7 protein-coding genes and 5 pseudogenes are annotated in these 12,729 nt (G+C 58.7%); 8 read left to right on the top strand and 4 right to left on the bottom strand.

Annotated features, from left to right (window positions below):
* Positions 1 to 222 precede the first annotated feature (222 nt).
* A pseudogene (locus tag ACFQX9_RS01670) lies at positions 223 to 1,901 on the bottom strand (MFS transporter).
* A gap of 622 nt (positions 1,902 to 2,523) precedes the next feature.
* Positions 2,524 to 3,000 carry an Lrp/AsnC family transcriptional regulator gene (locus ACFQX9_RS01675; protein WP_231144083.1) on the bottom strand — a complete coding sequence of 159 codons (477 nt, stop codon included), beginning with the start codon at positions 2,998 to 3,000 and terminating at the stop codon, positions 2,524 to 2,526.
* Positions 3,001 to 3,157: 157 nt separating this feature from the next.
* Between ACFQX9_RS01675 and ACFQX9_RS01680 the strand changes: the two genes are divergently transcribed.
* Complete coding sequence (locus ACFQX9_RS01680; protein WP_377786283.1) at positions 3,158 to 4,669, top strand: NAD-dependent succinate-semialdehyde dehydrogenase; 1,512 nt, start codon at positions 3,158 to 3,160, stop codon at positions 4,667 to 4,669.
* Between the two features lie 10 nt (positions 4,670 to 4,679).
* Positions 4,680 to 6,080, top strand: coding sequence for an aminotransferase (locus tag ACFQX9_RS01685; protein ID WP_377786286.1), 1,401 nt, complete (start codon positions 4,680 to 4,682; stop codon positions 6,078 to 6,080).
* Between the two features lie 713 nt (positions 6,081 to 6,793).
* Here the strand turns inward: ACFQX9_RS01685 and ACFQX9_RS01690 are convergent.
* A pseudogene (locus ACFQX9_RS01690) lies at positions 6,794 to 7,231 on the bottom strand (transposase); the annotation flags it as partial.
* Positions 7,232 to 7,363: 132 nt separating this feature from the next.
* On the opposite strand from ACFQX9_RS01690, the gene ACFQX9_RS01695 reads away from it, so the two are divergent.
* The 6 genes and pseudogenes from ACFQX9_RS01695 to ACFQX9_RS01720 all read left to right on the top strand — a co-directional run.
* Entirely contained in the window at positions 7,364 to 7,588 is a 225-nt protein-coding gene (locus ACFQX9_RS01695) for a transposase (RefSeq protein ID WP_377786298.1), read from the top strand.
* A 152-nt stretch (positions 7,589 to 7,740) separates the two neighbouring features.
* Positions 7,741 to 8,925 (top strand): M20 family metallopeptidase, encoded by a 1,185-nt coding sequence (locus ACFQX9_RS01700; protein ID WP_377786288.1) that lies wholly within the window; start codon positions 7,741 to 7,743, stop codon positions 8,923 to 8,925.
* 403 nt (positions 8,926 to 9,328) lie between these two features.
* A pseudogene (locus tag ACFQX9_RS01705) lies at positions 9,329 to 9,761 on the top strand (amidase family protein); the annotation flags it as partial.
* Positions 9,734 to 10,181, top strand: a pseudogene (locus tag ACFQX9_RS01710) (ISL3 family transposase); the annotation flags it as partial. The pseudogenes ACFQX9_RS01705 and ACFQX9_RS01710, both read left to right, overlap by 28 nt.
* Before the next feature lie 129 nt (positions 10,182 to 10,310).
* A complete protein-coding gene (locus tag ACFQX9_RS01715; protein ID WP_377786290.1) occupies positions 10,311 to 11,330 on the top strand; it encodes an IS110 family transposase in 1,020 nt (339 codons plus the stop codon).
* Positions 11,331 to 11,682: 352 nt separating this feature from the next.
* Positions 11,683 to 12,256: pseudogene (locus tag ACFQX9_RS01720) on the top strand (transposase); the annotation flags it as partial.
* A 128-nt stretch (positions 12,257 to 12,384) separates the two neighbouring features.
* Here the strand turns inward: ACFQX9_RS01720 and ACFQX9_RS01725 are convergent.
* On the bottom strand, positions 12,385 to 12,729 hold a 345-nt coding region (locus ACFQX9_RS01725), incomplete at its 5' end, for an ATP-binding protein (RefSeq protein ID WP_377786292.1).

Raw genomic sequence — 12,729 nt, forward strand, 5'->3', positions numbered from 1 at the left:
TGGTCAGGCGCAACGGCTGAGTCGCCGACGCCAAAGAGCCTTTTTGAGGCGCGCATTGATCGACGTTGCGCAGCTGATCCAATGACCAGTCGTAGCTAGCTGGCCGGCGGCGCCAACTAAAAGTTATATTGGGCATCAGATCCGGTGAGGTGTCTAGCAACTCGCACCTTTGCGCGGCGGCGCGGTCGTGCGCCTGTCCGAGCTGTGCTCAGCCGTCGCTTCTCAGCTCCAACCAGTGCCCGAGCGCGGCACGATGTCCTTCGCCGCCCGTTCGATTTCATGTTCCCTCCGGCGTACGGATCCGAACGGCCGCTCGAGCATGCGGCGAACCCGTATGGGATGAGGGCCACTGTGGAAAGCCGCCGCCGTTTCATCAAGCGCGCGCTCTGACTTGGTCGAGCGATTGCGCTGCCGCAGATAGTCAAGCCAAGTCGGACAGTGGTAGCGCTCGGTCCAAAGCTCGGGATCAGCGATGTCGCGCGCGATCGACCACCCATAAGCACCGTTACGTTGGCGAAACAGCTGCACGTCCTGCATCATATTGTGAAACGCGCGCGCATCATCCGAGAGGATACGATATTCGATTTCCACTACAAGCGGCCCACTACGTGCCGAAAGTGCAACACGCACTTCCGGATCGGCCAGCATCTCGGCATCTTCCTCACGAGTACTTACGCGTGGCATGCGTAGCCACAACCCCAATAGCGGGGAAACTAACATTAAACCGGCCGAGATCAGCAGGGTGGTTTGCACACCAGCGGCGTCAGCCAGAGAGCCCCACAGCCAACTGCCAGCGGCAATCCCACCCGATCCTGCCGCCTGATAGGCTGCAAGCGCACGCCCGGCGACCCAGCGCGGCGCCGATAGCTGAACCCCAATGTTGAATAGCGCCCATGATATCATCCACACGGCTCCGGCGAGGAACAGCGCGATGGCACTGAGCATCCCCTCGCGGCTCAGCGCTACCGCGGTGATGGCGCTACCCATCGAAAGCGCGCAGGCGCGGATCGCCGCTTCGCCGCTCAGGCGTTTACGCACCTGCGTAATATTCAGCGCGCCGATCACCGCGCCCAGACCAAAGGCACTGAGCGTGGTGCCGTAAGTCTGTACGCCACCCTGGAGCAAATCGCGGGCCACAAGGGGCATAAGCGCGACGATCCCTCCGCCGATCAGGCCCATCGCCATGGTGCGCCCGAGCACGACCTTGAACGAGGGGGAATTGATGATATAGCGGATGCCGGTCACGATAGCGCGATTCAGCGTCTCGGGAGGTAGACGCGAGGGTTCATGGACGCGCTTCCACAGGAATAGGGCCAACATCTGGGGCAGATAGAGTAGCGCGTTGACCGCGACGAAGCGGCCGCGCCAGCGGTGGCAACCACGATCCCCCCGATCGCAGGGCCCACACTGCGGGCAATATTGTAGCTAATGCTGTTCAGCGCGACCGCCGCGGGCATGGATTTTAAAGGAACTTGCTCGCCAACCGACGACTGCCAAGCTGGATCCATCCGCGCCATTCCGCTGCCGACGATGAAACACAGGGCGAGCAACATGTTAGGCGTGACCAGGCCGAGGCACGCAAGCGTGGTCAGCGCCGTGGCGCCAGCGCACGAGATGGCAACGGAGATGAGGGCTACGACCGGACGGTCATACATATCGGTGATCGCGCCGGCAGGCATCGATATCAGCATGACTGGCAACAAGAGAGCAGTCTGCACGAGCGCCACTTTGTCTGCGGACGAGGTCATCTGCGTCTTGGCTCAAGCTGCTCCCACGCTCCGGATCAGAGCGCCGAGGTTGGCGAGTACGCTCGCGATCCAGATGCGTCGAAACGTGACATGCTGGAGCGGTGCGGTGATGCCGTCGGCACTGAAGATGCGCGAGTTCGGCGAATCGGTCATCTCGCGCCTACTGCGCGTCCGGCGGCTAGTCGGATGAGGGCCGTTCTGAGCTCAGATACATCCGGCGCTGGCAACCACTGACCTAAGATGGGCAGCTCAAATGCAATAAGCTTCAACGCGACAATACGGTCCTGAGATTGCTTGCGGTCCTTGGGACATTGCGCGCAAGACGCCCCGCCCCGTTGCAAACGCGACAAGCACCAGGCCAGTTGCCATGTCAGTTTATTTGAGGTCGTGGAAAGCTCGCAGAGTTCCACCAGACTCTCCGCCTAGCCCTCAGCCGCAGCCCTAGATGTTCTGATCTCAGCGATGTCGCTTGCTCTGATGATCGAACACGTGGGCGAAAGAGCGGAACGTTCGAGCGAAGCCACACTAGCTCGTCTACCGTACCGCAGTTAAATCTCCACCGCGTTCTTTCAGTTTGCATCGTCTCGCCAGAGCGGACGTATCAACCCAGCGCTTGAAACGTCCTATCGGTATAACTGCAATTTCGTTTGAAAGCCGAAGCACAGTTCAGCCAAGACCTTGGCAGGCGCACAAAATAGCGGATCACCGTTGGGGTTTTTGGGCATTGTATACGAATGCGTGAGGAAAAAATGCGGGGCTTGGCACGCCTGCCAGCTCAGTCTTCGTCCGGCATCTCGATCGGAACGGCGAAACCCGTTTTTACCCGGTCCATTATAACCATTGTCTTAAAACCCTTGATGTCCGGGTTCTCATAGAAGAACCGTCTAGTGAACTGCTCATATTCCTCCATGCTACGGGCGGTAAGGTAGAGAACAAAATCAGCATCGCCGGTTACGTAAAATCCGTTCACGACTTCAGCTGACGACTTGATAGCTTTCTTGAACCTGTCGATGATGTCTGAACGCTCGCGCTCCAGGCTCACTAGGACGAGCATCTGGATCGGTCGTCCGACCGCCCTTGCCGAGACGATCGAGACATCGGCCTCGATGATACCTTCTGAGCGAAGTCGCTTTAGCCTGCGTTGACACGCGGTCGCAGACAGTCCAGCCATCTCGCCGATTACCTCGGAGGTCAGGCGATTGTTCTTCTGCACAATCTCGAGGATGCGCGCGTCTATCCGGTCGTATCGCATGATTAAGCTCCAGCCCCTCAGGTGTATTCCGTCTCCGAACGCGCGTCCGCTGCAGGAAATCGTTAGCGCATCGGAGAAATGCGCCGCAAATCTGTTGGCATCATCAGTATGCTGAATGCACAACAGATTTCAACAATTGACGGTGTCGGACCCGCAAATGTCCCTTCAAACTTTTCGACAGGAAAATCGTGAGCTGGTTGGTCTTGCGAAGGAGCGCCTGCAGACTTTGCGCAACGATTTCGTGGCAGGGGCCGCGCTACTGGACGGCCGGTGGATTTCTGGCGACCGAAGAGATGCCGTCATCGATCCAGCGACCGGAGAACAGATTGCAGAGGTGGCGCGTTGCAGCGCGGCTGACATGAATGCGGCGATCGCAGCGGCCGACCGGTCTTTTTCGGCTTGGCGGGGATTGTTGCCTGTACAACGAGGGGCGATCCTCCGGTCCTGGGCGTCCTTAATCCTCGAGCATGCGGAAGAACTCGCGGTCATCGTCACGAGCGAGCAGGGTAAGCCCCTTGCGGAAGCGCGTCATGAAATCCAGTACGGGGCAGGATTTCTTGAGTGGTTCGCAGCCGAAGGGGAGCGTGCGTACGGAGAGACCATCCCCAGCCACAAGCCCGGCAGTCTCCTTCACGTCCGAATGCAGCCAATCGGCGTCGCGGCTGCGATTACGCCCTGGAACTTTCCTGTTGCGATGATTACGCGAAAGGCGGGGGCCGCGCTCGCTGCTGGCTGTCCCATCATTGTAAAGCCAGCTCCGGAGACGCCGCTCTCCGCGCTCGCCATTGCGCGGCTGGCTGAACAGGCCGGATTCCCTGCCGGCGTGTTTCAAGTCCTGGTAGGTAACCCGATCGAACTGTCGACGCCTCTATTGCACGCCGCGAGAGTGCGGGTCCTGTCGTTCACAGGTTCTACAGAGGTTGGCCGCCATCTCCTTCAAGGGGCGGCGGACACGGTGAAGAAAGTCTCCATGGAATTAGGCGGGCATGCCCCGTTTATCATCTTTGACGACGTTGACCTCGAGAAGGCGGTCAAGGGGGCGATGGCCGCTAAATTCGCGACGTCAGGTCAGGACTGCCTGGCAGCGAACCGCATCTACGTTCAAAAGGGCGTCCATGGGGCCTTTGTCGAGGCGTTTGCTGCAGAAATGGCTCGGCTCCGAGTCGGTCATGGACTTAACCCGACAACGGACATCGGGCCTATGACCAAGCTATCTGTTGCCAACAAGTGCAGGGCCCAAGTTGATGATGCGGTGAAAAAGGGAGCCACCGTTATGTCGGCGCATCAGGGCGCCGCTGCCGGCCCCAACTTCGTCCCTCCGACACTGCTCACTGAAGTTTCCGAGAATATGCTCATTGCTTCTGAGGAAACATTTGGCCCGATCGCAGCAGTCCTTTCGTTTGACTCCGAAGATGAGGTCATCGCCAGAGCCAACGCCAGCGAAATGGGCCTAGCCGGGTACATCTACACCGACAGCTTGCGTCGGGCGCTTCGGGCTTCTGAGCGGCTCGAGTGCGGTATGGTCGGCATCAACACAGACTCATTCACAGGGCCACCTATTCCGTTCGGCGGATGGAAGCAATCTGGGCTTGGTCGAGAAGGCTCGCGACACGGCTTAGCCGAATTTATGGAACTCAAGTACGTCTGTTTCGGCGATCTGGCAGCTTAGGAGAAGTGACATGATTGATATCAAGGCCATCGCCGAACGAGATCGCTCCAGTGTTCTGCATCCATTCACTCAGCTCAAAGACTTCGCGAGCGGCAAGATGGGCGATCCCACGATAGTTACGGGCGGCAAAGGTATTCGCATAAACGACGCCGAGGGCCGAAACTACATCGACGGATTTGCGGGGCTGTACTGCGTCAACATCGGTTACGGTCGCACCGAAGTCGCAGAAGCTATAGCGCGGCAGGCATATCAGTTAGCGTACTACCACACCTACGCGGCGCACACGACGGAAGAGCTGGCGACTCTTTCGGATCGTCTCGTGCGAATGGCACCGGGCAAGCCAAGCAAAGTGTTCTACGGGTTGTCTGGATCGGACGCCAACGAGACGCAGGCAAAGCTCGTGTGGTATTATAACAATCTGCGCGGTCAACCCAGGAAGAAAAAGATTATCTCGCGCGAGCGAGGGTACCATGGCTGCTCGGTCATTTCTGGTTCGATGACTGGCATGTCGTTCTACCACGATCACATGGACCTTCCTTTCCCCGGTATTCTGCACACGGGAACGCCGCATCATTATTGGGGTGCTGAGCCCGGCGAAACGGAAGAGGCATTTTCTCGTCGCCGTGCAGCTGAGCTTGAGCAGCTAATCCTGCGAGAGGGTCCGGAAACGGTTGGCGGCTTCATCGCAGAGCCTGTGCTCGGCACGGGTGGTATTACGCCGCCACCAGCTGGGTACTGGCAAGAAGTTCAAGCCGTGCTCAGGCGCTACGACGTTCTTCTGATCGCTGACGAGGTCATCTGTGGATTCGGTCGAACCGGTGCCGACTTCGGCAGCACGCTCTACGGGATTGAGCCAGATCTGGTGACTGTGGCCAAGGGGCTGACTTCCGGATATGTACCACTCTCTGCGGCCATCGTCGGTGAGAAGGTGTATAAGGTGATGGAAGAAGGAGCCGATCGCGTTGGAGCCTTCTCGCATGGATATACGTATTCGGGCCATCCAATTGCGGCCGCAGCTGCAAATGCAGTGCTCGACATTGTCCAGAAAGAGGTGCTGAGCGACCGCGCCAAGACCGTCGGCGCGCACTTGCAACGGCGGCTTAAGGAGCGATTTGCGCAGCTCGAGATAGTTGGGGAAGTCAGAGGCGTAGGCTTGCTCGGCGCTGTTGAATTTGTCGCGGACCGTCAGACAAAACGGAGATTTGATCCGGAGCTAAAAGTAGGTGCTCGTATTTCAAAGGCTGCCCGGGATCGAGGACTTATCGCGCGAGCGATGCCGCATGGAGACATACTTGGTTTTGCTCCACCGCTCGTTGTGTCCGAGGCAGAGATCGATGAAATAGTTGATCTTGCATATCAGGCGACCAAGCAAGTAATGGACGAACTTGCAAAGGACTCCGCTCGCAGATGAGTCGGAGGTCTGCGGCGTAAGAGCTTTCCTTGGCGGAGGTGAGAGATCAGAGTCAAGACAGCAAGCAAGGCGCTAAGGCGCGGGGCCCCATAGACAGGGAACACCCTCGTGCGCCAAGCAGAAGGACACTACGAGCCGACAAAGTTTGTTTGGACCGGCATTTGCCATCGCTGTACATCAATGGGCGAACGGAGCCGAACTTTGGTTCCCCGTGAAGGTACTAGGCTTCTGCGGCTACCGAACCAGACCGACTCGCCGCTCGCAATCCGCCTTGTCCTTGTGGCTTCCCGCCGACGACCGACGCCGGTGAAGACACCTTAAGCCGCCGCACCGGCTCCGTGATAGCGATGTGCAGTTTGTCCATTCGAAGCCTAACGGTCCAAACTAAACCACAGACCCGCAGGTCACCCGTCATCCGGCAGCTGAACACGGCTCTGATATCCGCTGTCAAGAATTAGAATCCGGAGCATCGTCCGTCGTCGATCGGCTGTTCATAGAGATGGTCGTGCATAGGTGGAGGCGGGACCGAAGAACGAGGCTGATCAAGCTCTGATGCGCGGATTGTCTACCGTATTCCGATTGTGCGTCCGAGGTCTGCTCGTATCTTACTGCGGGAATTGGCGTTGTTGCCGGCCACAAGGCGTCTGACGGGCATTCCATCTGCCGTGGTCCCGCCTCCGCCCATGCACGATGATGAGAAGGGCGTCCAACCAGGCTCTCTGCACTTGTCTGGCAACCGCCCACATGAAGCCGACCAGTTCACCGGCGATAGCGGTGCAGACCACCATCGTTCGCTTGCCGCGCGCAGCCAACTTCCGGTAGCGGGTGGTCAACCGGCTCTGCGCCTTCCAAGCTATCTCTCGCACTGCTGGCGATGCCTGCTCGAGCCGGTATAGCTTTGTCTTACCGATCTTCGGCGGGTGTCGATATGTCCAGGCGCTCTCGACCAACATGTGGCAAACACGGCCGTTGCCGGCCTTACTGATGCCGCCACGCCTGACGGACTCTCCCGTAGACCGTTCGCTTGCCGCCAGGCCGAGATAAGTTATAAATTGCCGTAGGCTCTCAAAACGGCTCACGTCACCAATCTCGATCGCGAACTTCACGGCGACGATCAGATCGACGCCTCGCAACGTTTGAAGCGCCTGCACAATCGAAGAGTTCGTGTAATTCTTGACAGCGGATATCAGAGCGTCCTTCTCCCACCTTCTTGCGCATTGAATATGCGAGTGTCACGCTGTTTTTGAAGGGATCAGCTTGTGTCTATGCTTGACCATACGCTTATGTGGGACGTGGCGGCGCGCCGGCTGGAAGTGATCACGGAGACGGGACGTCGCCGTTGGTTCTCTAAGGACGACAAGGCCCGGATCGTCGAGGAATCGATGGTACCAGGCGCGGTTTGTTTCCGAGATTGCCGGCGACTCGGGCTGACCCCAAAACCATTGTTCACCTGGCGCCGGCAAGCACTCCCCTTGCCGAGACCAATGGTGCTCAGCGTGAGGCGATAGTACCACACTTCGTCGGAAATTCTGCGGTCCAACCCAATATTGAGCCGGATTTCTGCGTCCGCAGGCCGTACGTTTGCCGGCTTTCGCTCGTGTCGACAGACTACGCTTGTGAATTGGCAGATGGCAGAAGAGCCGACTAAAGGATTAGACGGATGAGCAACCGCAGCAATGATCTCCTATTAGACAACGAACGCGAGGCGGTCATCGAGTTACGTCACGCCATGCACCGGGAGCCCGAGCTATCGAATGCGGAATGGAAAACCCAGGAGCGCATTCGGGCCATGCTGCAGCGCTTCGGCTTCGAGGATGTCAAGTCTTTCCATAAGACTGGGCTCTATGTCGACATTGAGGGCACGGCTTCAGGTCAGAAGCGTCACGTCGCAGTGCGCGGCGATATCGACGCTCTACCAATCCAAGAGTGTCGTGACGATTTGCCCTATCGTTCGCAGGTGAACGGCGTCATGCACGCCTGTGGTCACGACATGCACGGTTCGATCGCGCTCGGCACGGCGGTTGCTTTGCGCCGGCTGCGCAGTAACTTCGCAGGTAAAGTGCGCGTGTTTTTTCAACCCGCCGAAGAGGCGGAGCCGCTCGGCGGGCGCACGGTCCAAGACGACAGGCTGCTGGAGGGTTTTGATCGAGCCGTCGGTTTTCACGTGAGTCCTGGAATTCCTGCCGGAATGTTCGGTGCTCAGGAAGGCGCGGTCACAAAATCCGCGGATCAATTCAAAATCACGATCGCAGGAAAAATGGCGCATGGCGCGTCGCCGCATAACGGCGTCGACGCCATCACAATAGCAGCCGCGTTCGTTAATGAAGTTCAGAAGGTGGTCTCGCGGGAAATGCCAATTGACGATGGAGCGGTCATTACGATTGGCACAATACATGGCGGCGAGGCGACCAACGTCATCTGCCCATCCGTCATTCTCGAAGGAACAATCAGGACTGGCAGTTCCGATCGCCGAGCGCTGCTGTGCCAACGAGTTCGCGAGGTCGCTGAAGGCGTCGCTGCAATGCACCGCGGCCATGCTGAGTGCATCGTCCGCACGGGTGAGCCTGCCGTTATCAACGATGCGGAAATGGTGAAACGTTTCAAGCAGCTGGTCCACGATACGGCCGGTCCGGACGCTTTCTTCAACCAGAGGAAACAAGCAGCCGGAAGCGACGACTTCGGCTTCTACGCGGCGTGCTTGCCGTCGATCTATTTTTGGTTCGGCAGCCGCGCGACGAGTGACGACTCACATGTTCACACGCCCACGTTCGGCGCCTCCGACGAGATCGTAATTCCGACCACGGAGCTCACCGTCAGATACGTTCTGGACCTCCTGAATTCCTGATGTCTGGAGCCCGGTAGTAGCAGAGTTAAGCGTGGCAGGGACCGGCTCGCAGACTCACAAGGACGCTGCACTTCTTGCACGGATCGGATCCACCATCTGGCGTGCGATCGATGCGCTGATTCAGCGCCGCAGACACGGACATCGGTAGCCATAACTAAGGACAGCTTTTCGCAAGCAAGTGATGCGGATCCAGGGTTCGTCAGAGACAGCACCAGTCACGTGCCGAGTTGGCCTGAGGCCGGCCTCGCATCCGAAGCGGACGGTTTGGGCGAAGCTGGGTCTGTTCAGCTGCCGGGCAGTTCTGTCGTGGTCCAAGCAAAGCACTTCTCTAACATGCATAGTTGTTGTGACGTTCACTCAAAGGACGGAGGGCGGGCAAACGGAGTTCTCCAGTGCATGAAAGTTGATCCGCGACACAGGGCGGGGCGTCGTCGAAAAGAACGAATAGCGAGGTAACCCCATTCGAGCTTTTGGATTTGCTTGAACAACGGATTGCCGAAGTAGACTAGACGGTAAGCTCAACGCATTGCCGATTTTGTGTTTTGACCGCGCACGTGAGCATGCCGAGGCAATCATGAAAAAGCCCGTGAGCGAGCGCGGTCTCCTCGGCGGTTTGCCCATCCCTATCACAGATCTCACCGACGTCGCTTGGGTGCGCAATACGCAAGGTTCGCTAACCTTCAGGGACTATGTTCCTGCTCGCTCAGACATCCTGGTCGAGCGGCGCGAAGAGAACGGGGCGCTCGTTTACGCGCGGTCGAACGCCTCCGAGTTCGGAGCCGGACGTCTTCGGGCCAACACTTAATCCGTTGCCGAATGGGCGACACGCCGTCGGCGTGCCGAAATGCCCGACGCTCAAAGCCTGCAGCGCGTACCGTCCGCGAGAACTATCGCCCGCCTGATGACCATGGGCGCGACACGCTATCAAAGTCAGAGACCGTCACCATTGCGGCGATTGAGCAAGGCGTTCCTCTCCTGGTGGAAGCTCGAGGAGATCATAGCCGCTTTCCATGCGGTGATCCGCAAGAAGGATCACGAAGAGCTTGAACCACGGTTGGAACGAGCATGCGCAAGCCTCGTCATGTCTTTCCCAGCGGCATCATCAAAGACAAAGCCGCCGTCAGCGCAGCCATTACCCGTCCTGGTCCAACGGACAGACCGAAGACCGAATCACCAAACTCGAACTGGTTAAATGCCAAATGTACGGGCGCGCCAAGCTCGACTTGCTGCAGGCTCGGCTAATCGGCTCCACATGACCAGTGCTGCACCAAAATAGCTTCAGCAGAGCCAAATTTGAACACGATGACGTAATTGCGGTCGGCGCCCGCGGCTCGAAATGTCCGCTATCTTCAAGCCTTCCCGCAATCCCGCGAATCGGAGGGGCTATGAAGCAGTATGTTGGGTTGGATGTCTCGCAAAAAGAAACATCAGTGTGTGTGGTCGACGAAGTGGGTCAGGTCATGTTCGAGGGAAAGGCCAAGTCCGACCCGGGGGCGCTGAGGGCACTGCTTCGCAAGCGAGCGCCACAGGCGGAGCGCATCGGATTTGAGACCGGGGCGATGGCGAGTTGGCTATGGCATGAACTTCGTAGGGTTGATCTTCCGGTGGTCTGCATCGACGCGCGTCAGGCTTTGTCCGTACGCATGAACAAGAGCGATCAGAATGATGCTCGAGGTTTGGCCGAACTGGTGCGGGTCGGCTGGTACCGAGAAGTCAAAGTCAAGAGCGAGGAAAGTCAGAAGATACGCGCGATACTCGTCGCGAGATCTCGGCTCGTGGCCATTCGTCGAGATATCGAGAACCAGGTCCGCAGTCTAATCAAAGAATACGGCTTGCTCTTCCCACGCGCGATCGGACTGCAGTTCCGCAATCAGGTCTGCGAGCTATTAGGCGAAGATCATCAGCTCCTCGGTGTGATCGCGCCGCTTCTGTCGATCCATGAGCAGATCTGCAAGCAGCAAAGCAAGTTCGACGACGAAGTCCGCCAGTTGGCGAAGTCGGATGAGACAACGCGCCGCCTGATGACGGTTCCTGGTGTCGGCGTGGTGACCGCCTTGACCTTCCGCCATACGATCGACGACCCATCGCGCTTCCGGTCGGCATCCAGCGTCGGCGCCTGTCTGGGTCTTACGCCTCGACGCAACCAGTCTGGCGAAACTGATATCAATGGCAAGATATCACGATGGGGCGACCGTCTTCTTCGAACTTACCTGTACGAGGCGGCGACCGTCCTGCTTTATAGAACGAAGAAATGGTCCTCTCTCAAGGCTTGGGGCATGGAGCTCGCCAAGCGGATTGGCATGCGAAAGGCAAAGGTCGCCATCGCGCGCAAAATCGCCATCGTTCTTCACTGTATCTGGGGCGACGGCACATCGTTCGACTGGGGCCAGGCGAAGGAAGCCTGATCCGATCTTGTAAAGTTCCTGGTCCGGTCTGCCGGACTGGCGATGTCCCGCTGGGACGGTGTTGTGGCGACCTCGGTCAATCGACTGGTGGCGGCTCGTCCGCATTCCGCTGCAAACGTTGAGGCACTCCGACCCGGACATCATCGTGAGGCGCTGCGCGACCTCGGAAAGGACCATGATCCCAGCGAAGACATCAACCAGCTCCGCGATCCAGTGCCTGGCCGGCAAAGCACGTATCAGCCGCGCCCGCGCCGTCTCCGCAATCCGGACCAGCTCCGACGGCGCGAGCGCTACCACCGTGCCGTGGGCGAGTTAGAAATGTAAGCTTGACAACAAACCGCAATTAAAGGGCCGATTGACAATCGAGGCTCCGACGACCTGCGCCTGCTGCGGCGGATCGCGGCCGGCTAAGATCGGCGAGGATGTGACCAAGACGGTGGAGGAGATCCCGCGTCGCTTCAAGCTCGTCGAGATAGTGCGGGAAAAGTTCACCTGCCGCGATTGCGAGAAGATCAGCCAGCGGCCCGCGCCGTTCCATGCCACACCGCACGGCTTCATCGGCCCGCAATTGCTGGCGATCACCCTGTTCGACAAGGTCGGCATGCACATCCCGCTGAACCGCCAGAGCGCGCTTCAAGTGCGAGAGGATCGACCTGCCGTTGTCGATGCTAGCCGACCAAGTCGGCCACGGGACCTTCGGCCTCATGCCGCTCTTGCACCTGATCGAGCGTTATGTGCTCGCGGCCGAGCGCCTGCATGGCGACGACAACACCATCCGCGTCCTGGCGAAGGGCAACTGCAGGACCGGTCGGATCTGGACAGATGTGGGGGATGACTGGCCCTTCGCCGGACCTGCGCCGCTGCCGGCGGTCTATTACGCCTCGAGCGACGGTCGAGGCGAGCAGACGCCTCGATGCCTTGTTGGATGTAGCGCGTCGATCTGGATGGGAAGGCGCGGCAAACTGGATGGCGAGTCAGTGTCGCGGCGAAGTAATGATTGCCGCGCAGATTGTCGTGCGCAAGAGTTTTGTTGAACTCTGATTGTCGCGGAGCGTCAATCAGCGACGGTTTTGGGTGTCGCGTGCGAGGTCGGCCGTCCCGGACCGCGTTTTCGGTCGAGCGCGGTGCGTCTGCGATAGCTCTTGACGTTCATCTCAACGATGGTGGCGTGGTGAACGAGACGATTGATGGCGGCGAGCGTCATGGCGGGGTCCGGGAAGACCTTGTTCCATTCGCCGAACGGCTGATTGGCGGTGATCAGCATCGAGCGCTGCTCGTAGCGTGCGCTGATGAGTTCGAACAGCACGCTAGTGTCGGCCTGGTCCTTGGTGACGTAAGCAAGATCATCTAGGATCAGGAGATCGAAGCGATCAAGGCGGTTGATGAGCCTCGAGGTTAA

This window comes from Bradyrhizobium sp. GCM10028915 (assembly GCF_042666195.1).
Taxonomy (GTDB): Bacteria; Pseudomonadota; Alphaproteobacteria; order Rhizobiales; family Xanthobacteraceae; genus Bradyrhizobium; species Bradyrhizobium canariense_D.

Bases quoted from the DNA above. Each gene is read 5' to 3' on its own strand.
- ACFQX9_RS01675 (WP_231144083.1), bottom strand. From the start codon at position 3,000: ATGCGATACGACCGGATAGACGCGCGCATCCTCGAGATTGTGCAGAAG.
- ACFQX9_RS01680 (WP_377786283.1), top strand. From the start codon at position 3,158: ATGTCCCTTCAAACTTTTCGACAGGAAAATCGTGAGCTGGTTGGTCTT.
- ACFQX9_RS01685 (WP_377786286.1), top strand. From the start codon at position 4,680: ATGATTGATATCAAGGCCATCGCCGAACGAGATCGCTCCAGTGTTCTG.
- ACFQX9_RS01695 (WP_377786298.1), top strand. From the start codon at position 7,364: ATGTGGGACGTGGCGGCGCGCCGGCTGGAAGTGATCACGGAGACGGGA.
- ACFQX9_RS01700 (WP_377786288.1), top strand. From the start codon at position 7,741: ATGAGCAACCGCAGCAATGATCTCCTATTAGACAACGAACGCGAGGCG.
- ACFQX9_RS01715 (WP_377786290.1), top strand. From the start codon at position 10,311: ATGAAGCAGTATGTTGGGTTGGATGTCTCGCAAAAAGAAACATCAGTG.